Here is a 25,434-nt window from a genome sequence, read left to right on the forward strand (position 1 = left end):
TTCGACCTGACTGTTCCTTTCACCAACAACCAGGCCGAACGCGACATCCGCATGACCAAAACCCAACTCAAGATCTCCGGCGGATGGCGCACCCATCACGGCGCCACCGCCTGGCTCACCGTCCGCTCCTACATCTCCACCGCCCGCAAAAACGGCCTCAACGTCCTCACCACACTCCGCGACGCCATCACCGGGAACCCCTGGCTACCAACCAACCCCGCAACCGCCTGACTAGTAACCACGAATCGCCACTCACGACCACCGCCGATCTCGCGGCTGAACTACGCCGAAAGCCGGATTGACCGGTCAAATGCGCATTTGTACGGTCAATTCATGCCCGAACCGCTGCACCGCCGGATCCGGCGTGAGATCGAAGCGAGGATCCATGCCGGGGAGCTGGTCCCCGGGGCGCGTCTGCCGACCGAGAACGAGTTGCGCGGGCAGTACGGCGTCAGCCGTGCAACGGCGCAACGGGTGCTCAACGACCTGGCGGCCGCGGGGCTGGCTGTGCGTCATCGGCGGCACGGGACGTTCGTCGCGGACGTGACGCCGCAGCTCAACCTGCTCGCTTTCGCCGCCCCCGAGGCCGCGGCGAAAGGTGTGCCGGGGCGACACGAAGTCCTGTCCACGCGCACGATCCCGTCCGGTGACGCGGTCGTCCCGCTGCCGGACACCCCGCCCGGCACCGCGGTCATCGAACTGGTCCGCCGCAAGTTCGACGTCCGTGACCGGCCGCGGTCGATCGAGCGGCACGTCATCCTCTTCTCCGCCGCGCCAGGCGTGCTGCAGGAGAACCTCGAACATTTCGTGAGCATGCGGTACTTCCGGGCGCGGGGAGTGCCGATCGACAGCGTCCGGGTCTACCTCGACCCCGTGTGCCTGGACGAGACCACCGCCCGTCTTCTCGACAGCGAACCGGGGACGCCCGCGCTGAAACGGCGCCGGGAATCGCGCACCGAGGACGGCACGGTGGTGGAGACCGTCGAGACGATCGTTCGTCCCGGCTCGGCGCGGTTCTTCGTGGAAGTCCCTTTTTCCGCCCGGTGACCGGGGGACCTCGGAAAGGAAAGCGCATGAAGATCATCATCGTCGGCGCCGGAGTGCTGGGCGCCAGTGTCGCGCGATCGCTCGCCCTCGCGGGGGAAGACGTCCTCCTGCTGGACCGTACGGGCGCGGGGACGGGTACGAGTGCCACCACCTTCGCTTGGACGAACGCGAACCGGAAACACGATCCGGCCTACCAGCGGCTCAACGTCGCCGGAATGGCGGAACACGCCGTCCTGGCGGAACGGCTGCCCGGACCGCGGTCCTACTTCCGCAGCGGCAGCCTGCACTGCGCGGATCCCCGCACCGAAGCCTGGCTGACCGGCAACGTCGAACTCCTGCGGTCCCTGGGGTATCCGGCTCGCTGGGTGGAGCGAGCGGAGGCAGCGGAGATCGCCGGTGACGTCGTGCTTCCCGAAGCGACGACGGCGATCGCGCATTTCCCCAGCGAGGGCTATGTCCTTCCGGAACTGCTGATGCGGGGACTGCTGGACGACGCGAAACGCCACGGCGCCGAGGTTTCCGTCGGAGAGGTCGTGGATTTCGGTGAGGGCCAGAGGAAAGCATCGGTCACCCTCTCCGGTGGTGAGATCATCGAGGCCGACCGCGTCGTGCTGGCGGCCGGGCGCTGGACCGACGCTCTCGCGGCGAAAGCCGGGCTCGACATCCCCATGATGACCGACGTCCACCGGGGTTCGCCGATCGTCGGCTTGCTGGGCTACGTGACCTCACCGCGGCTCGACCTGAGATGCGTGCTGCACACGCCGTCCCTCAACCTCCGGCCCGCGGGGAGCGGGCACACCGTGGTGCAGGCACTCGACTTGAACGCCGGCGTCGATCCGTCAGCGCCGGTGGATCCGGGGACCGCGGCCGTGATCGCGGAGCGGTTTTCCGCGATGACGGCCGATCCGGGCAGGCCGGAGCTCGGCTTCCGGGTCGCCATCCGGTCGATGCCCGCGGACGGGCACACGATCGTGGGCCCGCCGTCGCCCGGTTCCCGGATCTATTGCCTCGTCACACACAGCGGGATCACCCTGGCGCCGATCCTCGGCCGTCTCGTGGCGGAGGAGATCGTCTCAGGCGGAACGCGGGAGCTGCTGAACTCCTTCCGGCCCGGCCGGTTCGCGGGACTGTCGCGTTCGGACCTCACGATCGACCACCCCGTCCGGCTCGGTGAGCAATAGCCCGGACGGCAATATCCGACCGCGGGACGCCAATCCCGGATATGGGCGCGGCGGCCGCCGGGCTCTAGCTTCGACATCATGATCGACAGCATCGGACGCGGCGACGTCGAACCGTTTCTGCCGCACGTTCCGGATCGCGACCTGGAGGACCTGCGCGCACGCCTGGATCGGGTACGGCTTCCCGAAGCCGAGACGGTGCCGGACGCCACCCAAGGTCTCGGGCTTCGGCGGATGACGGAGCTGCTCCAGACGTGGCGCGAACACGACTGGCGGGCAAGGGAAATCCAGTGGAACACGGTTCCGCACTACCGGGCCCGGCTCGACGGTCTGGACATCGCCTTCTGGCATGTCCGCTCGCCAGAGCCCGACGCGCTCCCGCTGGTGCTGACCCATGGCTGGCCCGGTTCTGTCTTCGAGTTCGAAAACGTGCTCAGGCCGCTCACCGATCCGGTGGCGCACGGCGGTTCCGCCCGCGACGCCTTCCACGTGGTCGTGCCGTCGTTGCCGGGATTCGGTTTCAGCGGGCGGCCCCGCGAACAGGGCTGGCATCCGGGCCGGACCGCCCGGGCTTGGGCGGACCTGATGACCGTCCTCGGCTATGAGCGCTTCGGGGCCCACGGCGGCGATTGGGGTGCTGTCGTCAGTACCGAGCTGGCGCGCCACGCTCCCGAGCGCGTCGCGGGCCTGCACCTGACGATGCCGTCGGCGTCGCCGCTTCCCGAGGACCGGGCGACGCCGACGCCTGCCGAACAACGCGTGCTGGACCGGCGCGAGCTGCACCTGTCCGACGGCTACGGCTTCGGCATGATCATGGCCACCCGCCCGCAGACCCTCGGCTATGCGCTCCTCGACTCGCCCGCCGGTCTGGCGGCGTGGCTCGGCGAGAAGTTCGACGCCTACGCCGACACCCGGCCGGAAAGCGGCGGCGGGGTGAGCCTCGCGCACCAGATCGACACCATCGCCTTGTACTGGTTGACCGGTACCGGCGCCTCCAGCGCCCGCTGGTACTGGGAGGCGATGCGCTGGGTGCCGCGCAGCGCGGAGGAAGAGAACGCTCAGCCGGTGACCGTGCCCACCGCGGTCTCGGTGTTCCCGGCCGATCCCTGGCCCACCGCCGAACGCTGGGCGCGTCGGCGTTATCGCCGGCTTCACCGGTGGAACGAACTCGACCGCGGTGGGCATTTCCCCGGGCTGGAACAGCCGGATCTCCTGGTGTCCGAGATCAGGAACGCGTTCCGCGAGGCGCGGTAAAACGGTTAACAGCGTCAGACGTTCGGAGGGATACGCGGACCGTCGGCGCTCCTATCGTCGGAGACCGGGCAGAAACGGACTCTCCGGTGAGGAGCGCCAGATGAAGATCGTGCGCACGATAGGGCTGGCACTGGCCACGGCCTCCGCGTTGGTGTTGTCGATGACGGCGGCGTCCGCGCACGACCCCGAAACCGCCGAAGGGCAGGCGGCGGCCAAGACCTTCCTGGCGGACCACGTCCCGGCCGAGCGGCACGCCGTCACCGGCACCGCGGCGGGTGTGCCGTGTGTCAACGGCAAGGCCGACATCTACCCGTGCAAGAACGTGGACCTGCTCAGCGTGCTTCCCTTGTCCGGCCTCGGCGGCGGGAACGGCAACGACATCTGGGGCTGGACCGATCCGGCGTCCGGCAAGGAGTACGCCATCGTCGGGCGGACCAACGGAACCGCGTTCGTGGACCTGAGCACGCCGACCTCACCGAAATTCCTCGGCAACCTGCCGTCCAACGGCGGCAGCAGCTCGTGGCGGGACATGAAGGTGTACAAGAACCACGCGTTCATCGTGGCCGACTTCATCTCCGGGCACGGGATGCAGGTGTTCGACCTGACCCGCCTGCGCACGGTCACCACGCCGCAGACCTTCACCGCCGACGCGCTGTACAAGGAGTTCGGTCCCGCGCACAACATCGCGATCAACGAGGAGACCGGCTTCGCCTACGCGATCGGCTCCAACACCTGCAGCGGCGGGCCGCATGTCGTCAACATCCAGAATCCGAAGGCGCCGGCCAAGGCCGGATGCGTGTCGCAGGACGGCTACACCCACGACACGCAGTGCGTGGTCTACCGGGGACCGGACGCGGCCTACCGGGGCAAGGAAATCTGCTTCAACGCCAACGAGGACACGCTGACCATCGTCGACGTCACCGACAAGGCCCGGCCGGTCCAGATCTCGCGCAAGGGCTACTCCGGCGCGCAGTACTCGCACCAGGGCTGGCTGACCGACGATCAGCGATACTTCCTGCTGGACGACGAACTGGACGAGTCGCGCGGCACCGACAAGCGCACCAAGACCTACGTCTGGGACCTGGCCAAGCTCTCCGCTCCCGTGCACACCGGCGTCTACAGTTCGCCCGCCACCGCGATCGACCACAACCAGTACATCAAGGGCCGCTACTCCTACCAGGCGAACTACCAGGCAGGCCTGCGCATCCTGGACGTCAGCGGAGTCGCGTCGGCACAGCTGTCCGAGGTCGGCTACTTCGACATCTACCCGGCGGGCAACTCGGCGAACTTCAACGGCGCGTGGAGCAACTACCCGTACTTCTCCAGCGGCATCGTCATCGTCAACGGGATCGAGCAGGGCCTGGTCGTGGTGAAGCCCAACCTCGCCACCGCCGGACGGTGACGGGTGCGCAGACCCCGGATCACGGATTGGGTCTTCTTCGCACTGGCCATCGCGCTCGGGGTGGCCGCGGCGTTCGTGGCGCTCCGCCCGACGCCCGCCCCCGGCCACTCGGCACACCGGCCGGTGGCGACGGCGGATCTGCTACCCGCCGCGCACAGCGACGGTCTGTCCGAGGCGGAGAGCGGGTACCGGTTCGAGCGGGTGACCACGCCCGCCGTCCGGGGCCCGGACGTACCGGTCGCGTTCCGGATCCTCGGCCCCGACGGACGGCCCATCACCCGTTTCCTGGACAACCAGACCAAACAGATGCACTTCTTCGCCGTGCGCGACGACATGAACGTCTTCCAGCACGTGCATCCGGCGCTCGACGGCGATACCTGGCGCACCGGCCTCGCGCTGCCCGACGGCGGCGCCTACCGGATGTTCGCCGAGTTCGTCCCCCTCGACACCAAGGACCCCCGGCATCCGGTGGTGCTCGGCTTGCCGTTCAGCGTGCCCGGTGACACCACCTTCGTGCCGGTGCCCGCTCCCGCCGGGGAGACCGTGACGGCCACGGGCTACCGGGTGGCGCGGGTGGAGGGGACGGCCCGGATCCCGCTACTGCGGGCGCAGGTCCTCCGGTTCGCCCTCCGCGATCCCGGCGGCGCGCTGGTCACGGCCGTCGACCCGCATCTGGGTGCCAACGGCCATCTGACCGGGTTCCACACGATGCTGCTGTCGGCCACGCATCTGCATCCGGCGCAGCCCCTTGGCGCGCGGCTGGTCAACGGTGAGCTGGCCTTTCAGTCGATGTTCTCGGAACGCGGGGAATACCGGCTCTTCCTGGAATTCTCACACGGTGGGCGGGTCCACACGGCCGCCCTCACCGTCGCGGTGGACTGACCGGCGGTCACCGGCCATCCCGGGTGAAGGCCGGGACGACCTCCGCGATCCTCGGTGCCGCACCTCCCGGTGACCAGAGGAGCCGGATCCGGTCGGTCACCATCCCTCGGGCGGGCAATTCCGTGTAGGCGCCGGTCATCCGGCCGATCGTGTGCCAGCCACCCGCGGCGTCCGCGACCTGGACGTCGGCGCCAGCGGCGGGTTCGGTGGCCAGTACGACGACCTTGTCCAGCGGCTTCGGCGCGGTTGCCGCGACGACGAGGGCGTCCCCGGGCACCGGTGCCGAAGCCGCGGTGTACACCGAGTCGGCGTTGTTGTCGGCGGCCGCGGCGAGGTTCGGCTCCGCCGGGGTGCCGGTCACCGTGTACCGAGGACTGTCCGGTGTGGACACGGTGAATTCACGGACCACCACCCAGAAGGGCTGGGTGCCGGTCGATCGCACCCGCACGAACCGTGCCGTCGCTCCTTCGGGAAGGTCCGCCGAGATCACGGGTTCCGAGACCGGCTTCACCGCCGTCCAGTGCGTACCGTCGGCCGAGAACTCGAGGACGCCGTTGTGAATGAAGTCGTCCGGACTGGTCGGTTTGCCCATCAGGATGTCCACATGGGACACCGGCTGAGCCGTGGCGAGGTCGATGCCGACGGCGTCGCCGGTACGCGGTGCCCAATCACTCCAGTAGAAGGTCTCGGGGTCGCCGTCGACCATCCGGGCCGGAACGTTGTCGGTGTAGGTGCCCATCGACGTCGTCGGCTGCGGGCGGATCCCGGGCAGGCCGAACCAGCGGTCGGCCGTGGCCAGCGCACTGTTCAGGAACGGTACGCAGACGGCGGTGCAGGTGCTCGGATTCCGCGGGCCCCGGGAGGTTTCGACGCGGATGGCCTGTGCCTTCTTGAGCGCCACGACGAGTTCCCCGCGTTCTGCCCACGCCTTCGCGCCGTCGCCGGAATGCTGTGCCAGCAACATCTTCACCGCGTGAGAGCCCGCCTGCCCGTAGAGGCCGACCTGGTCGAGCCACGGCCCGACCTCGGCGAGGAACTTCTGATTGGAGGCCATTCCGCGTCGCAGCTCGCCGGGATCGGCGGCCATCGCGGCGAGGTAGCGGTCCAGTTTCGCGGCCGCGTCCCACGGGTCCTTCGCCTCGAGCGCGGACCAGAATGCGTCGAGCAACGGTCGCAGTACCGGCGAATCCAGGTCCGGCTTGCCGGTGTCGAGGCGCGCGAGCAGACTCGAGTAGTTGTTCTCCGCGAACACCTTCAGCGCGGGGGCGGCCGGTCCCGCGAGGTCGGTGATGGCGGCGAGCCACGACTTGTCGGGGTCGTACCGGTCCGGGTTCCACAGGAAGTCACCGGAGGTGAACTCGGCGATCTTGGACGCTTCGGCCTGCACCATCGGGTTCGCCGTGATCCCGGTGAGATACTTCGCGACGCCGGGTTCGCGGCCGATGTACGGGCCGAGCAGCAGGCGTTCGGTGATGTAGTCGTTGACCGGGTAGTTGTCCCAGATCAGGATGTCGTGCCCGAAGACCTCTTTCGCCTGCCGGGCCTGCTTTTCGGTGATCTGCCCGGCGATCACCCCGACGCCGGTCCATTCCACGATCACGGCCTTGTCGAGCTGGGTGCGCAGCGCGGTCTTGTAGGGGGAGTCGGCGAGGTCGTAGTACTCGGTCGGAACGGTCTGCAGCCGCTCGACCCCGGGATGAGTGGCGATGAAATCCTGCTGAACCCGGTTGAGCAGGAACGACTGCGCCGCACCCGCCGCCGCGGCGCCGGAGCCGAATTTCGCCGCGTCGGCGTCGCAGTTCCAGCGGGTGTAGGAGATGTCGTCGAGCGGGATCGCGAACGATCGCACCCCGATGTCCCACAGGGACTGGAACTTCGTGACCAGAGCGGCCTTGTCGGCGTCGGAGGAGTAGCACACCGAGAGGCCGGGGGAGAGGGCGTAGGTGAATTCGACGTGGTTCGCGGTGGCACGGGATACCAGTTGCGAGAGCGGCGCGAGCTGGTCGGGCGGGTACTGGTCGCGCCAGCGTGCTCGCAGGAACGGGTCGTCCTTCGGGGAGTAGACGTACATGTTCTGCTTGGTGCGGCCGTAGAAGTCCAGTTGCGCCAAACGATCCGCGTGCGACCACGGTGCGCCGTAGAAGCCTTCGATCACCCCGCGCAGCGGCGCCGCCGGCCAGTCGCGGACGCTGAACGCGCGGCTCTTGCCGGAAGCGAAGAGCTGCCGGAACGACTGCGCCGCATAGAACGTCCCCGCGGTGTCCACACCGGACAGTGCGATCACACCGCGGTCGGCGGCGAGGACGTATCCGCCTGAGGCGAGGCCTTCTGGGCCGTCCACCCGGAGCGCGGCGAGCGCCAGGGCGGTCGCCCTGCTTTCGGTGGGGCCGCCGACGAAGACGACGAGCCCGCCGTCGCCGCGGTCGACGGCCGCTTGGGCGTTGTCGGTGATCTTGACGATGGTGCTCGCGCCCGCCGCGCGGAGTACCTGGTCCACGACGGCGAGCGCGGACGGATCGGTGTCCCGGCCGACGACCTCGACGACCGTGCGCGGGATGGTCACCAGTCCCGGTCGCGGCGTCACCTGCTGGGGTGTCGGCCAGACCTTCGCCGGTGGCGGGGAGGAGTCCGGCGCGGCGGTCGCCGGGGCGGGAACGGCCACCGCCACCGTGAGCGCGAGGAGCGTCACCGGAAAGAGGCGGAACACCCAACGGAAGGACATGCGCTGGCCCCCAAATCGTCGTGTAACGACGTTCGGTGAGTCAGCAAACACCCAATGTGATGACGGGCGCTAGCTCGATCCGGGTGATTTTCGACGGCTTTCCGTGAAGGCCTCCTTCCCTACTGTGAAGGTAGGGAAGGAGGCCTTCACGGACTTTCCAGGCCGGCTTCCTCGGTCAGCGCGGCCGCCGTCAGGGTGAGGTGGCGCGCCAAGGCCTCGGCCGCCGCGTCGGCGTCGCGGGCCAGCGCGGTCTCCTCCAGCAGGCGGTGTTCGGCGAGGTGGTCCCGGCCGGGGGCGCGCCGCGCCGCCCATCGGCGAGCCAGTTCGCTCGCGGTCCACATCCGGTCGAAGGTCTCCAGCAGGACCGGGTTTCCGCAGCCCTCCAGCAGGGTGCGATGGAAGACGCGGTGAGCCTCGGACCACGCGGCGCTGACGGAGTCGCCTTCCTCCGGCACGAACGCGGGCGTACGGCTCAGCCGGTGGTGGGCGGCCCGGACGCGGGCCTCCCAGTCGAGGTCGCCGCGTTCGACGGACAGGCGCAGCACGAGTGGTTCGATGGTCCGGCGGGCTTCGGTGATCTCCTGCCAGCGGCGGTCGGAGAAGGCCGGGACGGCGAAGCCGCGGTTGGGCAGCCGGTCGGCGAGGCCGTCGCCGACCACGCGCACGAGGGCCTCGCGGACGACCGCCAGGCTGACGCCCTGGTCTTTGGCCAGATCCTGCGGTTTGAGCGCGGCGCCCGGGGCGTGGTCGCCGCGCATGATCGCGTCCCGCAGGCGGGCGTACACCTGCTCGGAGAGCATCTGCTTGTCCGGGGAGGGCGAGGCATCGGGCATCCGCGAAGTATAGACGAACGGGTAGATAATCGATTATCTGTGTTATGGTCGATTTATGACTCGCGCTAACGACCCCTTCGCCCGCCTGCCCGAGGTGGCCTCCTTCACCGTCTCCAGCACTTCTGTCGCCGACGGCGCCACCTGGTCGGCCGACCAATGGGCCGGTAAGGACATCTCCCCGCAGCTGAGCTGGAGCGGAGCCCCGCAGGGCACCAAGAGCTACGCCGTCACCGTCTATGACCCCGACGCTCCCACCGGCTCCGGTTTCTGGCACTGGGCGGTCGCCGACATCCCCGCCACCGTCACCGAGTTGCCCGAGGGCGCCGGCGACGACACCGGGTCAGGCCTGCCCGCGGGCGCCTTCCAGCTTCCCAACGACGCCCGCGTCGCCCGTTTCCTCGGCGCCGCCCCGCCTGCCGGACACGGGACGCACCGTTATTTCGTCGTGGTGCACGCCCTCGACGTCGAATCGCTCGGCGTCCCGGCCGACGCCACCCCGGCCCTCCTCGGGTTCACCATGTCCTCGCACGTCCTCGGCCGCGCGGTCCTGGTCGCCACGGCGGAGACCCCGAGCGACGATCCCGAGCGCGTCGAGGTTTCCCGGCTCATCCCCGCCCCCGCCGACGCCGTTTTCGCGATCCTGAGCGACCCGAAGGGGCACGTGGACATCGACGCGTCGGGAATGCTCCTCGACGCCGAAGGGGAGCCGGTCAAGCAGGCGGGGGACCGGTTCCTGGTCCACATGGACCGGGAAGCGCTCGGGGACGTGCCGCTGGGCAAGTACGACGTCGAGGTCGTCATCACGAAGCTCGTCCCGGACGCGGAGATCGCCTGGACCGTCGAAGGCAGTATCCGGCCGTCTGTCCGCCACATCTACGGCTACCGGCTGGAGCCCGCCGAGGGCGGCACTCTCGTCACGTCTTACTACGACTGGTCGGAGGTCGGCGAGGAGTGGAAGAACCGGCTCACCTTCCCCGTCGTCCCCGAGTCCGCGCTCAAGGCCACACTCGGGATTCTCGAGCGCACGGTCCGGCGGCGGGGGACTTCGCGTCTTTGAGTACATTCCGCCGACCGCGCAAGGCAGAATGACGTCCGTGCGAACACTTTTCGTTGCGGCCGCCCTCGTCCTGCTCGGCGTGACCGGGTGTCAGGCCGAGGTTTCCGGGCAATCCGAACCCGAGGGCGACGGCTTCGTGGTCAAGGACGGATCGGGGCTGCGGTTCCGGCCGGTGCTGACCGAGCTCCCGCCAGGGCCGGCGACCGGCACCGCGACGAACCGGCAGAGCACGGATCCCGCCGAGCAGCAGGCCGCCGCGGCGGCGCTCGACTGCTCGCCGGGTCGAGACCCGTTGGAGGGCCGTGACGATCCGGCGCTCCCGTTGGTCAGCTGCGACCGCGTCCAGGGCACGAAATACGTGCTCGGCCCGGCGTTCCTCACCGGAGCCGAGATCAGCCGGACGCGTGCCCACGTCGATCCGCAGCAGGGCGGCTCGATCATCGACCTCGCCTTCACCGCCGCGGGTGCGCGGACGTGGGCGGACTGGACCACGGCGAATGTCGGCAAGCAGGTCGCGGTGGTGCTGAAGAGCCGCGTCCTGACCGCGCCGATGATCCAGTCCGCCATCATCGGCGGGTCAGCCCAGATCACCGGCAAGTACACCCTCCCCGAGGCGCGGCAACTGGCGCGTGACATCGCCGGGGGCTGAGCGGCTTCGGCGGCGGAATACGATCACCGAAGGATACGTTTGAGCGTTCAACTACTTTTTGAGGAGTTGGACATGGGCTACGAGATCCTGGGTACGCGGCAGGAGCCGTCCTTCGGCCTGGACACCTTCGGTGACGTGGAGAACGGCGCGGACGGCCAGCCGGTGAGCCAGGCGGAGGCCATCCGTCAGGTCGTGGCCGAAGGCGTGCTCGCCGACCAGGTCGGCGTGGACTACTTCGGGGTCGGGGAGCATCACCGCACGGAGATGGCGGTGTCCTCGCCGGACGTCGTCCTCGCGGCGATCGCGGGCCGGACCGAACGGATCCGGCTGGGCACCGCGGTCACCGTGCTCAGTTCGGACGACCCGGTGCGGGTGTACGAGCGGTTCGCGACACTCGACGCGGTTTCCCGCGGCCGCGCCGAGGTCACGCTCGGCCGGGGTTCGTTCACCGAGTCGTTCCCGCTGTTCGGCTACTCGCTGGACGACTACGAAGTGCTGTTCGCCGAGAAACTCGACCTGTTCACCCATCTGCAGAAGGAAAAGCCGGTCGACTGGAGCGGAACCGTCCGGCCCGCGCTGGACGGCGCGCAGGCCTTCCCGCTCACCGAGTCCGGCAGCGTGCCCGCCTGGGTCGGCGTCGGCGGGACCCCGCAGTCGGTCGTCCGTGCGGCCGCGTACGGCCTGCCGCTGGTGATGGCGGTGATCGGCGGATCGCCGGAGCGGTTCACCCCGCTGGCCGACCTGTACCGGCGTGCGCTGAAGGAAGCCGGACACGGGGAGCTGCCGATCTCCATGCACAGCCCGGGGCACGTCGCCGCGACCGACGAACTCGCGGTGGCCCAGCACTTCCCGCATCATCAGGCGGCCTTCGCCAAGATCGGCGCCGAACGCGGCTGGGGCCCGATGTCCCGCGCCGATTACGACGCCATGGCCGGGCCGCGCGGCGCGCTGTTCGTCGGTTCCGTCGAGACCGTCGCCCAGAAGATCGCGTGGGCGGTGCGGACCCTTGGCCTGTCGCGCTTCCAGCTGAAATACGGGGCGGGCGCGCTTCCGCACGAGCAGCGGCTCGAGTCGATCCGGCTGTACGGCGAGCAGGTCATCCCGCGGGTGAAGGAACTGCTCGCGCGGAGTTGACCTTCGCGGTTCGAAGCGCGCTAGCCTCGAAGTCGTGGTGTTCCACTCCGAGCGTTTCGACCTGCAGCCGTATGCCGGTTTCGACATGGCCCGCTACGTCCGGCGGACCTACTGCAGCTGGGAGGATTCCGGCTGGCAATCCCTGCTGGTCCAGCGGTTCGACCATGTTCCCGTCGCCGAGGACATGGAGATGCCCGCCATCGCGGATCTGCACCTGGTCCTGCCGGTCTCGGGGCGGGCGGTGATGGAGACACGCGATGAGGGCCGCTGGAACCGCGCCGACTGGCGCCCGGGACGGCTCACGCTGGCGGTTCCCGGCAAGCCGGTGCGGCACCGGTACCGCGGCGACGAATCGATGCGCAGCCTGCAGGTGCACATTCCGGGCACCACGGTGGAGTCGATCGCGGCGCGGCTGGGCGGCCGCGCGGTGGACCACGAGGCGATGGCGGCCTCCTTGGCCGGGGGAGATCCGCTGCTCGACGAGCTGGTCCGGGCGCTCGGGAACGCGAGCGAGGAAGACGACCTGTACGCCGAATCCGCGGCCGCGTTCCTCACCGTGCACCTGCTCACCCGCCACGCGCTGAAGCCGTCTCCGCCGAGGACAGGGCGGGAGGACGCCCGCGTACGCGCCGCCGTGGCGATGATGCGTGAGCGGCTGGCCGATCCACTGAGCCTCGCCGACCTCGCCGGGGGAGTGCACCTGAGCGTCTACCACTTCATCCGGGTCTTCAAGGAGAAGACCGGCGAGACACCGCACCGGTTCCTGGCCCGGCTCCGGATGGAGGAGGCGCGACGGCTGTTGCGCGACACCGACCTCCCGGTCGCCCGGATCGCGTCGAGATGCGGTTTCGCCACTCCCGGCGCTTTGTCGGCAGCCTTCCTGCGGCACACCGGTGTGCGCCCTTCGGACTATCGCAATTCCTGATCGGTCCTCCGCAACTCCACGCATGGTGACCAGGTCCGACCGTTCCTAAGGTGACCGTGTGAGTAGTTCCCGAATGCAGTCGTACGACGTCACCGCCGAATCGTCGGCGTCACCGGCAGTGGTATGGGCACTGTTGCTGAACGCCAGAAGCTGGCCGGTCTGGTCGCGGGTCGATGCGCTGGAAACCACCGTGTCGCAAGGACTTTCCGCCGACGGACGCGACGGTGTCGGCGCGATCCGCGCCTTCCGGACCGGCAAGACGGTCACCAAGGAGCGGATCACCGCGCTCGAACCCGAACGCCGGTTCGCGTACGAGGGTGTCGAGAATCCGGCGATGGCCGATTACCGGGCGGCCGTCGAACTGCGCGAAACCTCCGGCGGCGGGACACAGATCCGCTGGCACGGAACGTATCGCGCCCGCCGGGGCATGGCGTGGTTCTTCCAGTGGTATCTGCGTCGCTTCATGCAGGCGATGGCGACCGGGCTCGCCGACCACGCCGGCGGCCCGGCCCGGTGACCCTTACGGGTGCTGGTGCTGGATCCGCTGGGCGGCTTCACGGTGGAAGCCGGCGATCATCGCTTCCGTGCTCGGCGGGTTGAAGGGTTGCCCGAGCGTGCGCATGAGCGAGTTCACGCTGGGGCGGTACATCCCGGTCTTGCAATAGCGGGATCCTTCGAAGGCGCCGACCGTGCCGCCGTCGGGAGAAGGCTTGCCGAGCCAGGCGTACCACTTGGCGCGGCGGTCCCTCATCTGCGCGGCGGTGAGCGCGCTCGCGTTGGGCTCGCGGGGTTCGCGGGTTTCGCAAGTGCCGTAGTCGTATTCGTCGGCGAGCCCGCCGATGGAATGCCCGAGTTCGTGGGCGACGATCTGGCTGGCCTGTGCGTTGGCGCCCGAAGACGTCGCGACCCCGCCGCCGGCACCGCCGTACTTGGTGGTGTTCGCCAGCGCGATGACCTGATCGACGTCCGGCGCGGCCGCGGCGTACTGGTTCGCCTTGGTCTCGTTGACGCACAACAGCCGTTCGATCCCGCCGCACCAGAAGTACATGCCCAGTGCGGTGCTGCGCCGCACCCCTTGGGTCGGATCGTTCGTGACACCGGATTGGGCGGAGACGACGTCGACCTGCCAGAGGTTGAACTGCTTGCGGTAGCTCTTGTACGGCTCGATGGCGAACAACGCCGCGACACTGGAGCGGACATGCTGCGCATAGGTGGAAAGCTGGCCGGAGGTGTAGCCGTCGCCGACGAAGACCAGGTCGAAGGTGGTCTCACTGGGGCCGTTGACTTCGATCGGGGTCACCGCGGCGGCGCTCGCGACGCGCTGCGGTAACGCGGTTCTGTCCGAAGCCGGGCGGCTGACTTCCACCCGGCTGATGGTTCCGCCGGGTTCGAAGGCCTCCATCGACGTGGTGAAACGGGGAGCCGGGGCCGCCGACGCCGTCGCCGGGACGAGACCGGAGACGAGGACGGTGGTCAGCGCGAACATGAGACATACGCGTCGCATGCGTACTCCTTGTGGGGAGGGGGAGAAAAGGGGAGCGGAGTACGAAAAACGATCCCGACTTTCGACGGCTTCCGGCACATCCCAAGTGGCCATAAGGTCCGCGTGATGGATGTCGAGTTACGTCATCTCCGAGTGGTGTGCGCCGTCGCCGACGCGGGCAGCATCACGCGCGCGGCGATCGGCATCGGCAGCTCCCAGCCCGCGTTGACCGCGGCGGTACAACGGATCGAGCGCGCGTTCGGCGGAACGTTGTTCGTCCGGGGCAGGGGAGGAGTCGTCCCCACGGCGTTCGGCGAACGGGTGCTCGCGCACGCGCGGACCGTTCTCGCCGCCGCGGACACGATGCACCGCGACGCGGCTCGCTGGCTGGCGGACGAGGAGAAGCGTCCGGTGGCGCTGGGCGGGATCGGCGGGTCGATGGTCGTCGAGCTGGCGGATCGGCTCGGTGATTCCGGCCGGGCACAAGCGGTTTCGGTGACCACGGAGTTCTCGCCGCTGCGGCTGCTGGATCTCGTGGCAGGTGGCCAGCTCGACGCCGCGGTCGTCGCCGACTATCCCGGGCACGTCCTGCCCGCCGCACCGAGGGTGGCGCTGCGGCCGCTGGCCGCGCAACCGGTGTTCGTGGCGATCGCCGCGGATCATCCGGCCGCCCAAGGCGCCGAAATCGACCTGGCCGACCTCGCCGCCGAACGCTGGGTGCTCGGGCCGTCCGACGGCGCGGGCTGGCCGGAATGCTTCGAGGAGGCCTGTACGCGGGCGGGTTTCCGGCCGCAGGTGGCGCACCGGAGCACGGAACTGCGGCCGCTGCAGCGCCTGATCGCGGCGGGCCGGGCGATTTCCCCCTGCCAGGTCACGTTTCCCGCCTCGCCCGGGATCGCGATCCGTGCGCTCACCGGGGATCCGCTGTGGATGCGGTATCTGATCGCCTGGAACACCGAAGGCGCGTTCGGCGGGAACAGTGACGCCTTGATCGCCGCGGCCGAGGCGGCTTACCGGTCCGACACCGACAGCAGCCACCCTTATCGCCACTGGCTCACGCGCCGCGGCGAACCCGCCGCCGTCCGGCGTGCCATCGGGTGACACCTGGTCGGGGAATTCCCCTTGTCGGGCGCCGGTCCTAGCCTCGGATCAGCTCATCGACGAAGGGTAAGAAATTGCGTCTGCGCGCCCTGCTGGCCGCTGCTGTCCTGACCATCACCACCGCTCCGGCCGCGCTCGCCGCGCCGGACGTCGCCCACGGCTCCGACGTCCCATCAGGGCAGTTCGGGTTCGTCGCGAAGATCGCGATGACGAAGATCCCTCGCCCGGACGGCTCGACCTACAGCAGTTATTGCACCGGCGCGCTGGTCGCACCCGGCTGGGTCATCACCACCGGACACTGCTTCCACGACGCGCACCGCAAGCGGGTGGCGGGCAAGACGCCGTATCCGACGACGGTGACGCTGGGCCTTGTCGACGAGGCGATCGAGTCGGGAGTGGCCCGCAAGGCGACCGAAGTGCTGCAGGCGAAGGAAAACGACGTCGCACTCCTCCGGCTCGACACGCCGGTGAGCACGGTACCGCCGGTGAAGGTGAGCCGCGTGCTCCCGAAGGTCGGCCAGCAGCTGACCCTGGCCGGTTGGGGCAGCCTGAGCAGTACGAATCCCGCCCCGGCGACGCGAATGCAGCACGGCACCGTCCAGGTGGCGACGGTGGCACCGACGACCATCGGCGTCCGAGGCGCGGCCCCGGCGATCACGACGAGCGCCTGCACGTACGACTCGGGCGCGCCCTATTTCGTCCCGGAAGGCCAGGGCGGCGCCTTGGTCTCGATCGAAGCCACCGGGCCGGGTTGTCCGCACGCGGGGATCGAAACGACTTCCCGCGCCGACGTCATCGCGGACTGGATCGCCACCCATACGGCCTAGCGGGGGCGAGCCGCACTTCAGGAGGGATAGGAGCTTAGGTACCTACTGGTGGCCTGCGGCCTGGCGCATGTACTTGGGGAGCGCGTGAAGGCCCCCTTCCCTCGGCTCAGCCGAGGGAAGGGGGCCTTCACGCGCAGCTGTTGTGACAGGTGGTGCCGCTGAGGCCGGACCGCATCCGCCGTAGGTACCTAAAAGCACCCTGGTTGTTGAGAGGTAACTCAAATGTGGCGTGTCCTGAAGGACCCCGTTGAGACCTTCAACGTCTCAACGGGGTCCTTCAGGACATCATGCTTCGACGCTGGGCGCCGACCGCGCCGTATTTGCCTTCGCCCTCCCTTGCGAGCAGGGAGGCCTTCACGGGCGTTTCGCCCGGTGACCGAACGGGTAGCCGCGTCAACAGGAGGTAGTGCGATGACGAGTGATCGAATGACCGCGCCTCCGGCGCCGCCGAATCCCCTGCCGCCGGATCCGGGAGTGCCCGAGCCCGGTATTCCCGAGCCGGTGCCGGACCCGGGCAAGCCCGAGCGGCTACCCGACCCCGGTGTCCCCGAGCGGCTCCCGGAGCCGGGACCGGACCGCCCCCTGCCGGAACCGGGAGGCCCGCCGGAGCCTCAGCCGGGAGCGGCCCCGCCCGGGCCGTGACCCGGAGCCCTCGGGCTCAAAGAGTGAACGCGAGCCACAGCGCGAGCCAGGCGCAGGCCGCGACCGCGATCACGACCGCGCACACCCGCAGGCTCGCGGCGGCGATCCGGAGTGACGCGGTGCCGTTGTGGTGCCGGTGATTTCCCATGGTGCCGCCCTCCTTTCAAGATCACCTTCCGCCCTCCGGGGGTTCGCCGCAGCGGAGGTGGACTGCCTGGGTGACCCCATCCGAGTGAGCGAGGGCCCGCGTCCAGTCCTCTGAAGGCGTTCGTGCGTGTCGCGAACTACCGCGTTCAGAGGACTGAACGCGTTACTGGGCGCAGGTGGTGGCGTCGGCGTTCAGGATCGGGTCGGACAGCGGGCGCCGGGTGATCGGCGAGGTGCTCTGGGCGGTCAGCGCGCCGTCCCGCAGGGTGTAGACGGTGCGGCTGCCGGAATAGGTGATCCGCTCGACGGGCGCGCTGATGTCGTCGGCCTCGGCGGCGACGGTCTCGAAGGTGCGGCCACCGCCCTCGAGCGGTGTGCACTGGTAGCCCAGGTGGGCGGCAACGCCGCCGCCCTCGGCGACCGAGAGGGGCTTGTCGTTCTCATCGACGACCTGGGCGAGGTTGCGGCCGTCGAAGTGCAACGCGGTGAAGAACGTGGTGTTGGCGCCGATGGACTGGGCGACCAGCAGTTCCGCGCGCCCGTCGCCGTTCAGGTCCGCCACCCTCGGGGCCTGGACGCCTGCGTAGTCGTCGGCGCCGACGTGGATGGAGGTGAAGGTTCCGTGCACGGTCGCGGAGATGACCTGGTCGGTGTCCGAGGTGAGCCGGGCGGTGACGGTTTCGAGTTCGCCGTCGCCGTCCAGATCGGCGACCGTGGTCACCGGATCGGCGGACGGGGTGGCCAGGGCCGGCACGGCTGCGGCGAGACCCAGCGCGGCGGCGATTCCGGTGATGGCGGCGGTACGGATGATGCCGGTGTGGTTCATGATGTCTCCCTCCCACTCTCTCGGTGAACTTTTCACCGAAAGTGCTCTCGTAAAGGGAGACGGTCACAGAGCAAGGTCGTGCACCGAGAGTGTGATGTGCCACACAAACGCAACCCGGTCGCGCTGGAAGTCAGAGCCAGCCGTTGTGCGCGGCGAAGACCCCCAGCTGGAACCGGCTGGAAACCCCGGCGCGGTCCATAAGCGTTTCGAGGTAGCGGAACAGGGTGCGTCTGCTGACACCGAGTTCGGCGGCGATCTCGTCGTCCTTGCGCCCGGCGGCGAGCAGGAGCAGCAGTTCTCGTTCGATCGGCCGGATCGGCTGCTCGGCCGCATGTCCTCGCTGGTCGAGGGGGAGTGCCGCGGCCCAGGAGGTTTCGAACAGCCCCTCCAGCGCGGAGAAGAGGCTGCATGGGCGCACGATGACGATGGACTGGTTCCGGTCGGCCTCCCGGATGGTCAGCGCGATGGTGGCCGCCCGGTCGTCGAAAAGCGTCAATTTCACCGGAAGCTCGGGCAGGAGCCGGGCCTGCTCGCCGGCCCGCAGGCAGGGCAAGATGTTTTCGGCGAGGTAGCCGGGATCGCCCAAGGACGCTCCACTGTAGACACAGCGGTAGCCGATCCCGCGCCGCAGCTGTTCCTCTTCCAAGAGATTCCGGTGGCCGCCGGTGAAGTAGGGCGGGGAATCGAGACGGCGCACCTGGTGCCGCACCGTGGTCGCGAGATGCTGAAGGCGCGGGATGATGGCGTCGCCGGTGACCACTTCGAGCAGGTCCTGAACGTGTGGCATCCCCGAATGAGCCCGCCGGAAAGCGCGGTACGCGGTCTGGACCGCGAGGCGAGCGTCGTGCAGTTCGGCCTGCCGTCGCGTGGTCAACGCGGCGAGCGCCTCACCGGGATTCGCGGGGAGGAACTCGGCTTCGTCCACTCCGGACGACACCGCCAGTCCGGCGTTCGCCAGTTCTTTCAGTGCCTTACGGACGGTCTCCGCGTCGCCATGCCCCGGCACCAGCTCCCCGGCGGTCACCGGCGCGCTTTCGAGCATCCGGCCGTAGACCCCGGCGGCGGTCTCGCCGAGGCCCAGCCTGATGAGTTGCGCGCCGAGCCCGTCCAGGGGCATCACTCTCGACTCGTTCACCGAAGCTAACCGCCCGAGGCGTCGCGGATCCAGGTGCGGTCCGCCGCGATGCCGGTCATCGCCGTCGTGAGTGGCAATGAGGTGAGGAGTCCTCGGACGAGCATGGGTGCCTTCCACTGCGGGGACTGGGAAAGCGATGGGTCGCGGCGCTCATGGCCACGGCGGATCGCCAAGGGGTGCCCGGCGGGATCCGCTGCCGGTTTTCCCATGCTAGGCAAGCGGATGCGGCCGCTGATAGCGACTAAAGACGGGAGAACGCGGCGTGGGGCGGCAAGGCACTCGGCCGGTCGGCACGAAGGTGTCGATGGCACCGCTGTGTCACGGAATCGAGATCGGTGACCTGTAACCCGCGAACCGTGGGGAACGACTTCAGAGAGACGGGCTGGACCGGGGTGATCACCGGATTGCGGAGGAAGAGTGGCGCTGCTCAAGAAGAAGTCATCCGAACAGATCGCCGCCGAACTCGCGGAAAAGGAACGGTTGCGCCGTGCCGCGGACGAGCGCAAGCGTCAGCAGCAGGCGGAGAAGGAACGGCAGGCGTTCGAACGTTCTCCCGCCGGGCGTGCCCGAGCGGCGTACGAGAGCGGTGACCACCTCTTCCAGTTCTCCATCGATGTGATGAACCAAAAAGCCGTCATCGTCGCGATGGTCGGCGGAACGACGACCCAGCGCGCGACCGACCCCGTGGACGTGCTCAATTCCGTCTGCCGTGAAGGATGGGACCTGGCCAACGGTTCCTTCGTCTTCGTTGAGCAGGGACAGGAAAGCCGAGACAAGTTCATGTCCTCGGGGCAGAACGTCGCGATCAAGGGCGAAGTCGTCGGCTATTACCTGTTCAAACGTTGCGAGGCCAACAGGCGAGCCGCATAGGCCCTACGGCGTCATCGGTGGCGGCTTTTCCCGGGCAGCCGTTTCACGACCCGGGCCCGGGTGGCCGGTTTGGGGTCGATCAATTCCTCGGCGATGAGGATGGCGCGGTCCGACAGGGTCACGGACAAGCGCTCCACCGAATCGCCGATCCGGCCCGCTTCGCGGCGCACACCCTCGCCCATGGGCTTGCTGTGCCGATCCGCGAAACCCGCGAGCCTGCCCCCGGAGAGCAGGACCAGATCGGCGAGTCGACCGCCCAGTTCGGTCAGCCGGTTCGCGGTCCTGCCCGCCCGGCGGGCCACGAGATCCTCGGTTTCCCGCCGCAACTCGCGGACGGCATGCCTCGACTCGGTCGTCGTCCCGCCGAGTGCGGACTTCAGGGCTTTCGTCACGTCCATCAGGATCGACCTCCACGCGGCTTACTTGCGCTTGAGTGTACGCCCGTACTCCCGTAATGCGGAATACGAAACAGCCGTTGAGCTGGCATAGTTCTGATTTGAAAAGTACTCAGTGCACGTTTGTAACCTGAGTTGATAAAGCGGCGGCAGTTCCTGTGATCACTCTGACGGTTCCCGGCGCGGGCGGCAAGTAGCGGACCTCCTTCCGTTGCGAAGGGCGGTCACTCGGCTCGTCTGGAAGTCGCAAAATTTCTGAAACATGTCAACTTCTTGCATTTTGTCTCCGGGTTGTTGCATGCTCGTACGGCTCTGGCTCCCTCCCCGCTGTCTCAAAGAAGAGAAGACGCCATGACACGTATGCGCCTGTCCCGGCTCATCGCCGGTTTCCTGGTCACGGGGCTTTCCGTCGCCGGACTCTCCCTCGCTTCGGCGGCGAGCGGCCCACCGCCGGATCCAGCCGCCCCACCCGGACCGGCCGCGCTCGCGGAGGTGCCGTTGACCCGGACGGTGTCGGCGAGCAGCGCGCTGCCCGGCTATCCCGTCGCGAACGCGGTCGACGGAAATCAGGACAGTTACTGGGAATCCGCCAACAACGCGTTCCCGCAGTGGATACAGGCCGACCTCGGGGCGGCCAAATCGCTCTCGCGGATCGTGCTGAAACTCCCGTCGGCCTGGGAATCCCGGACACAGACGCTGACCGTGCGCGGAAGCGCCGACGGCACGGCGTTCACCGACCTCGGCGGGTCTGCCGACTACGCGTTCACCCCCGGCGTCAACACCGTCACCATCCCGATGACAGCGTCAGCACGCTACGTACGGCTGCAGATCACCGCGAACACGCGTTGGCCCGCCGCACAGCTTGCGGAGTTCGAGTTGTACGGGCCCGACACCGGCGACACGCAGGCACCCAGCGCGCCGACGAACCTCGCGCTCACCGAACCCGCCGCCGGCCAGATCCGGCTGACCTGGTCGGCCTCGACCGACAATGTCGGCGTCGCCGGTTACACCGTCTACCGGGACGGCACTCCGGCCGGCACGCTCACCGGCACCACGTTCACGGAGGCCAGGCCCACGGGGACGCGGGTCGAATACTTCGTGCGGGCCAAGGACGCGGCGGGCAACGAATCCGCCGACAGCAACCACGTCGTGCGCTCCGGGACCACGGCGGGCGCGAACCTGGCCGCCGGCAAGCCGATCGAGGCCACGTCGGTGGTCCACTCGTTCGTCGCCGCCAACGCCAACGACAACAACACCGCCACGTACTGGGAATCCGCCGCGGGCTATCCGAACTCGCTGACGGTGAAGCTCGGGACCGACGCGGACGTCGATTCGGTCGTGGTGAACCTCAACCCGGACCCGATCTGGGGAGCGCGGACGCAGGACTTCGAGATACTCGGCCGTGCAGAGGGCGCCACCGCGTTCACCACCCTGTCGGCGCGGGCGGAGCACCGCTTCGACCCGGCCACCAACCAGAATACGGTGACCATCCCGGTCAGCGGCCGCGCGTCGGACGTGCGCCTGCGGTTCTTCGCCAACTCCGGCGCTCCTGGCGGACAGGTCGCGGAGTTCCAGGTGATCGGCACCCCGGCACCGAACCCGGACCTCGTCGTCACCGGGACGACCTGGACCCCGGAGAACCCGACGGAGACCAGCCTGCTGTCGGTTTCGGCGACGGTGAAGAACAACGGCACCGCGAACGCGGGCGCGACGACCGTGAACGTCAGCCTCGGCGGCACCGTCGTCGGCGACGCGGAGGTCGGGGCACTCGCCGCCGGCGCGTCCACCACGGTGACCGTGAGCGCGGGAACCCGGCCGCAGGGTAGCTATCCGGTGGCCGCCACCGTCGACCCCGCCGACAAGGTGGCCGAACAGAACGACACCAACAACACCTTCACCTCCCCGGCTCCGCTGGTGATCGCGCAGTCGCCCGGTCCGGATCTCGAGGTCACCGGCGTCACGTCGAACCCGCCGAACCCGGCGGTCGGCGCGGCGGTCTCGTTCACCGTGGCGGTGCACAACCGCGGCACGAGCGAAGCGGGCTCCTCGGTGACCCGGCTGACCGTCGGAAGTACCACGCTGACCGGTGCCACCGCCGCGATCGCGGCGGGTGCCACGGCGAACGTCGCGATCTCGGGCACGTGGACCGCGACCAGCGGCGGCGCGACCCTGACCGCGACGGCCGACGCGACCGGCACGGTCACGGAGACCAACGAGTCCAACAACGGGCTCTCGCTGGCGATCGTGGCCGGCCGCGGCGCGGCGGTGCCGTACGTCGAATACGAAGCGGAATCCGCGCAGTACCAAGGAGAATTGCTGGAAGCCGACCGGCTGAGGACGTTCGGGCACACGAACTTCGCGACCGAGTCCTCCGGCCGCAAGTCCGTCCGCCTGGCGAACCAGGGGCAGTACGTGGAGTTCACCTCGGCGAACCAGGCGAACTCGATCGTGGTGCGCAACTCCATCCCCGACGCCCCGGGCGGCGGGGGACAGGACGCGACACTCAGCCTGTACGTCAACGGCACCTTCGCGCAGAAGCTGACGTTGTCCTCGAAGCACAGCTGGCTCTACGGCAGCACCGATGACCCCGAGGGGCTGACGAACACGCCGCAGGCCAACGCGCGACGGTTGTTCGACGAGTCGCACGCGCTGCTGTCCCGGTCGTACCCGCCGGGCACGAAGTTCAAGCTGCAGCGCGACAACGGGGACAACGCGGCGTTCTACATCGTCGACCTCGTCGATCTGGAGCAGGTCGCCCCGGCCTCGGAGAAGCCGTCGAACTGCGTGTCGATCACGGAGTACGGCGCGGTGCCGAACGACGGGAACGACGACTCGGCGGCGATCCAGCGCGCGGTCACCGACGACCAGAACGGCGTCATCGCCTGCGTCTGGATCCCGGCAGGCCAGTGGCGGCAGGAGAAGAAGATCCTGACCGACGATCCGAACGTGCCCAACGGCGGCGGCCAGTACAACCAGATCGGCATCTCCAATGTGACGATCCGCGGTGCCGGTATGTGGCATTCGCAGCTGTACTCGCAGATCGAGCCGCAGAACGCGGGCGGCATCAACCATCCGCACGAGGGCAACTTCGGATTCGACATCGACAAGAACACCCGGATCTCCGACATCGCCATCTTCGGTTCCGGCCGGATCCGGGGCGGGGACGGCGGAGCGGAAGGCGGCGTCGGTCTCAACGGCCGGTTCGGCACCGGCACGAAGATCTCGAACGTGTGGATCGAGCACGCGAACGTCGGGGTGTGGGTCGGCCGGGACTACGCCAACATCCCGGCGCTGTGGGGACCGGCCGACGGCCTGGAGTTCAGCGGCATGCGCATCCGCGACACCTACGCCGACGGCATCAACTTCACCAACGGCACGCGGAACTCGAAGGTGTTCAACTCGTCGTTCCGCACCACCGGTGACGACTCGCTGGCGGTGTGGGCGAACCAGTACGTGAAGGACCCGTCTCAGGACATCGCGCACGACAACGTGTTCGCCAACAACACGATCCAGCTTCCGTGGCGTGCCAACGGGATCGCGATCTACGGCGGATACGGCAACAAGATCGAGAACAACGTCGTCCACGACACGATGAACTACCCGGGCATCATGCTGGCGACGGATCACGATCCGCTGCCGTTCTCCGGGCAGACGCTCATCGCGAACAACGCCCTGTACCGCTGTGGCGGTGTGTTCTGGGGCGAGCAGCAGGAGTTCGGTGCGATCACGTTCTTCGCGCAGGGCAAGGACATTCCCGGGGTCACGCTGCGGGACACCGAAATCCACGACTCGACCTACGACGGTGTCCAGTTCAAGACGGGTGGCGGCGTGGTGACCGCGGCACTGGCGAACGTCAAGATCGACAAGTCGAACAACGGGGCCGGCCTCCTCGCGATGAGCGGCGCCCGCGGCAGCGCGACGCTGACGAACGTGACGATCAGCGGCTCCGCGAACGGCGACGTCGTCCGCGAACCGGGTTCGCAGTTCGTGATCAACGGAGGACCGGTACCGGCGGTGGTCTCTTCGGGCCGCCGCGGCACGAGGTAGCCCGGACGCGGTCTGGGGCCGAGGTGACGGACACCGCGGCCCCAGACCGTTTCCCTCGGGGCAGTCGGCGCCGAGCCATGTGATCGTGGAGGCATGGCGTTTCCCGACGCGCTCCTCGCGCGCATCTCGAACCACATCGACGAAGTGGATCCCGGTGAAGTCATCGGGTTGTATCTCTACGGCTCCGCCGCCGCTGGGGCTCTCCAGCCGGACAGCGACCTCGATCTCCTGCTGATCACCCGCCGTTCGCTCACCACGCCGGAACGGTCGGCGCTGGTCTCGGAGCTGTCGCGCCTTTCGGGGTGGCGTGGCCACGCCGCGCGGTTTCCCGAGGCCGCGCACGGCCGCCCGATCGAGCTGACCGGTCTCGTCGCCGCCGACATCCGGCCGTGGAGCGCCTCGCCCCGGCGAGACTTCCAGTACGGGGAGTGGCTACGCGAAGACTTCGCGGCCGGTCACCTTCCTCAGCCTGCCGAGGATCCCGACGTCGTCATCCTCGCGGCCACGGCGCGGACGGCGCACCGGGTCCTGCGAGGTCCCGCGCTGGCCGACGTGCTCGACGCTGTCCCGCCCGAGCTGCTCCGGCACGCCGTCCGTGCCGTCGTCCCGGGTCTTCTGGAAGAGATCGAAGGCGACGAACGCAACGTCTTGCTCACCCTCGCCCGCGTCCTGGTGACCTTGGAAACCGGCAGGGTCGTTTCGAAGGACGCCGCGGCGGACGCTGTCGCGCCGACGCTCAAGGGCACCGATCGCGAGCTGCTGGAGCGGGCGCGGTCGGGTTATCTCGGTGCGGGTCCTGACGACTGGACGGGTCAGACGTCACGGGTGGTCGCGCTCGCGCACCTTCTCGCGGGCAGGGCGAACGGCATTTGACAAAG

General features: G+C 68.8%; 25 protein-coding genes. 17 read left to right on the forward strand and 8 right to left on the reverse strand.

Annotation, left to right across the window (positions count from 1 at the left end; all coding sequences use genetic code 11):
• From ACZ5ZX_RS29125 to ACZ5ZX_RS29150, 6 genes are all read left to right on the forward strand, one after another.
• Positions 1–231, forward strand: a 231-nt coding sequence (locus ACZ5ZX_RS29125) for an IS66 family transposase (protein ID WP_465505172.1), incomplete at its 5' end; no start/stop codon positions are given.
• Positions 232–333: 102 nt separating this feature from the next.
• Positions 334–1,047 (forward strand): GntR family transcriptional regulator, encoded by a 714-nt coding sequence (locus tag ACZ5ZX_RS29130; RefSeq protein WP_465505173.1) that lies wholly within the window; start codon positions 334–336, stop codon positions 1,045–1,047.
• Positions 1,048–1,073: 26 nt separating this feature from the next.
• On the forward strand, positions 1,074–2,228 hold the full coding sequence (locus ACZ5ZX_RS29135) for an NAD(P)/FAD-dependent oxidoreductase (protein ID WP_465505174.1): 1,155 nt from the start codon (positions 1,074–1,076) through the stop codon (positions 2,226–2,228).
• A 78-nt stretch (positions 2,229–2,306) separates the two neighbouring features.
• On the forward strand, positions 2,307–3,479 hold the full coding sequence (locus ACZ5ZX_RS29140; RefSeq protein ID WP_465505175.1) for an epoxide hydrolase family protein: 1,173 nt from the start codon (positions 2,307–2,309) through the stop codon (positions 3,477–3,479).
• Between the two features lie 100 nt (positions 3,480–3,579).
• Entirely contained in the window at positions 3,580–4,881 is a 1,302-nt protein-coding gene (locus tag ACZ5ZX_RS29145) for a choice-of-anchor B family protein (RefSeq protein ID WP_465505176.1), read from the forward strand.
• A gap of 3 nt (positions 4,882–4,884) precedes the next feature.
• Positions 4,885–5,763, forward strand: coding sequence for a hypothetical protein (locus ACZ5ZX_RS29150; protein ID WP_465505177.1), 879 nt, complete (start codon positions 4,885–4,887; stop codon positions 5,761–5,763).
• A 7-nt stretch (positions 5,764–5,770) separates the two neighbouring features.
• Here ACZ5ZX_RS29150 and ACZ5ZX_RS29155 read toward each other — a convergent pair whose 3' ends face one another.
• Positions 5,771–8,485, reverse strand: a complete 2,715-nt coding sequence (locus tag ACZ5ZX_RS29155) for a beta-N-acetylglucosaminidase domain-containing protein (RefSeq protein ID WP_465505178.1) — start codon at positions 8,483–8,485, stop codon at positions 5,771–5,773.
• Between the two features lie 146 nt (positions 8,486–8,631).
• On the reverse strand, positions 8,632–9,285 hold the full coding sequence (locus tag ACZ5ZX_RS29160) for a GntR family transcriptional regulator (RefSeq protein WP_465505363.1): 654 nt from the start codon (positions 9,283–9,285) through the stop codon (positions 8,632–8,634).
• Positions 9,286–9,373: 88 nt separating this feature from the next.
• Here ACZ5ZX_RS29160 and ACZ5ZX_RS29165 point away from each other — a divergent pair, with 88 nt between their 5' ends.
• The 5 genes from ACZ5ZX_RS29165 (at position 9,374) to ACZ5ZX_RS29185 (ending at position 13,600) form a co-directional block, all read left to right on the forward strand.
• On the forward strand, positions 9,374–10,375 hold the full coding sequence (locus ACZ5ZX_RS29165; RefSeq protein ID WP_465505179.1) for a YbhB/YbcL family Raf kinase inhibitor-like protein: 1,002 nt from the start codon (positions 9,374–9,376) through the stop codon (positions 10,373–10,375).
• Between the two features lie 28 nt (positions 10,376–10,403).
• A complete protein-coding gene (locus tag ACZ5ZX_RS29170) occupies positions 10,404–11,024 on the forward strand; it encodes a SecDF P1 head subdomain-containing protein (RefSeq protein WP_465505180.1) in 621 nt (206 codons plus the stop codon).
• Positions 11,025–11,096: 72 nt separating this feature from the next.
• Positions 11,097–12,158, forward strand: a complete 1,062-nt coding sequence (locus ACZ5ZX_RS29175) for an LLM class flavin-dependent oxidoreductase (RefSeq protein ID WP_465505181.1) — start codon at positions 11,097–11,099, stop codon at positions 12,156–12,158.
• Between the two features lie 34 nt (positions 12,159–12,192).
• Positions 12,193–13,083 carry a helix-turn-helix domain-containing protein gene (locus ACZ5ZX_RS29180; RefSeq protein WP_465505182.1) on the forward strand — a complete coding sequence of 297 codons (891 nt, stop codon included), beginning with the start codon at positions 12,193–12,195 and terminating at the stop codon, positions 13,081–13,083.
• Between the two features lie 73 nt (positions 13,084–13,156).
• Positions 13,157–13,600, forward strand: a complete 444-nt coding sequence (locus ACZ5ZX_RS29185; protein WP_465505364.1) for an SRPBCC family protein — start codon at positions 13,157–13,159, stop codon at positions 13,598–13,600.
• Between the two features lie 3 nt (positions 13,601–13,603).
• Here the strand turns inward: ACZ5ZX_RS29185 and ACZ5ZX_RS29190 are convergent, their stop codons facing one another.
• A complete protein-coding gene (locus tag ACZ5ZX_RS29190; protein ID WP_465505183.1) occupies positions 13,604–14,587 on the reverse strand; it encodes a M64 family metallopeptidase in 984 nt (327 codons plus the stop codon).
• A gap of 105 nt (positions 14,588–14,692) precedes the next feature.
• On the opposite strand from ACZ5ZX_RS29190, the gene ACZ5ZX_RS29195 reads away from it, so the two are divergent.
• The 3 genes from ACZ5ZX_RS29195 (at position 14,693) to ACZ5ZX_RS29205 (ending at position 17,136) form a co-directional block, all read left to right on the forward strand.
• Positions 14,693–15,667, forward strand: a complete 975-nt coding sequence (locus tag ACZ5ZX_RS29195) for a LysR family transcriptional regulator (RefSeq protein WP_465505184.1) — start codon at positions 14,693–14,695, stop codon at positions 15,665–15,667.
• Between the two features lie 74 nt (positions 15,668–15,741).
• Positions 15,742–16,494: a S1 family peptidase gene (locus ACZ5ZX_RS29200; protein WP_465505185.1), complete on the forward strand. Its 753-nt coding sequence runs from the start codon at positions 15,742–15,744 to the stop codon at positions 16,492–16,494.
• 411 nt (positions 16,495–16,905) lie between these two features.
• The gene (locus ACZ5ZX_RS29205; RefSeq protein ID WP_465505186.1) at positions 16,906–17,136 is read left to right on the forward strand and encodes a hypothetical protein; all 231 of its coding nucleotides are present in this window, start codon (positions 16,906–16,908) and stop codon (positions 17,134–17,136) included.
• Positions 17,137–17,152: 16 nt separating this feature from the next.
• Here the strand turns inward: ACZ5ZX_RS29205 and ACZ5ZX_RS29210 are convergent, their stop codons facing one another.
• From ACZ5ZX_RS29210 to ACZ5ZX_RS29225, 4 genes are all read right to left on the reverse strand, one after another.
• The gene (locus ACZ5ZX_RS29210) at positions 17,153–17,284 is read right to left on the reverse strand and encodes a hypothetical protein (protein ID WP_279626630.1); all 132 of its coding nucleotides are present in this window, start codon (positions 17,282–17,284) and stop codon (positions 17,153–17,155) included.
• 162 nt (positions 17,285–17,446) lie between these two features.
• Complete coding sequence (locus ACZ5ZX_RS29215) at positions 17,447–18,109, reverse strand: FG-GAP repeat domain-containing protein (protein ID WP_465505187.1); 663 nt, start codon at positions 18,107–18,109, stop codon at positions 17,447–17,449.
• 130 nt (positions 18,110–18,239) lie between these two features.
• Complete coding sequence (locus ACZ5ZX_RS29220) at positions 18,240–19,226, reverse strand: helix-turn-helix transcriptional regulator (protein WP_465505365.1); 987 nt, start codon at positions 19,224–19,226, stop codon at positions 18,240–18,242.
• Between the two features lie 23 nt (positions 19,227–19,249).
• The gene (locus tag ACZ5ZX_RS29225; protein ID WP_465505188.1) at positions 19,250–19,453 is read right to left on the reverse strand and encodes a hypothetical protein; all 204 of its coding nucleotides are present in this window, start codon (positions 19,451–19,453) and stop codon (positions 19,250–19,252) included.
• 208 nt (positions 19,454–19,661) lie between these two features.
• Between ACZ5ZX_RS29225 and ACZ5ZX_RS29230 the strand changes: the two genes are divergently transcribed.
• Positions 19,662–20,114 (forward strand): hypothetical protein, encoded by a 453-nt coding sequence (locus ACZ5ZX_RS29230; protein ID WP_465505189.1) that lies wholly within the window; start codon positions 19,662–19,664, stop codon positions 20,112–20,114.
• Positions 20,115–20,125: 11 nt separating this feature from the next.
• On the opposite strand, the gene ACZ5ZX_RS29235 is transcribed toward ACZ5ZX_RS29230, so the two are convergent.
• Entirely contained in the window at positions 20,126–20,512 is a 387-nt protein-coding gene (locus tag ACZ5ZX_RS29235; RefSeq protein WP_465505190.1) for a hypothetical protein, read from the reverse strand.
• Positions 20,513–20,860: 348 nt separating this feature from the next.
• Between ACZ5ZX_RS29235 and ACZ5ZX_RS29240 the strand changes: the two genes are divergently transcribed.
• Both ACZ5ZX_RS29240 and ACZ5ZX_RS29245 read left to right on the forward strand, forming a co-directional pair.
• Positions 20,861–24,556, forward strand: coding sequence for a CARDB domain-containing protein (locus ACZ5ZX_RS29240; RefSeq protein WP_465505191.1), 3,696 nt, complete (start codon positions 20,861–20,863; stop codon positions 24,554–24,556).
• A 93-nt stretch (positions 24,557–24,649) separates the two neighbouring features.
• Positions 24,650–25,429: an aminoglycoside adenylyltransferase domain-containing protein gene (locus tag ACZ5ZX_RS29245; protein WP_465505192.1), complete on the forward strand. Its 780-nt coding sequence runs from the start codon at positions 24,650–24,652 to the stop codon at positions 25,427–25,429.
• Positions 25,430–25,434 lie beyond the last annotated feature (5 nt).

The sequence above is a fragment of the Amycolatopsis sp. NPDC033938 genome (assembly GCF_055575975.1).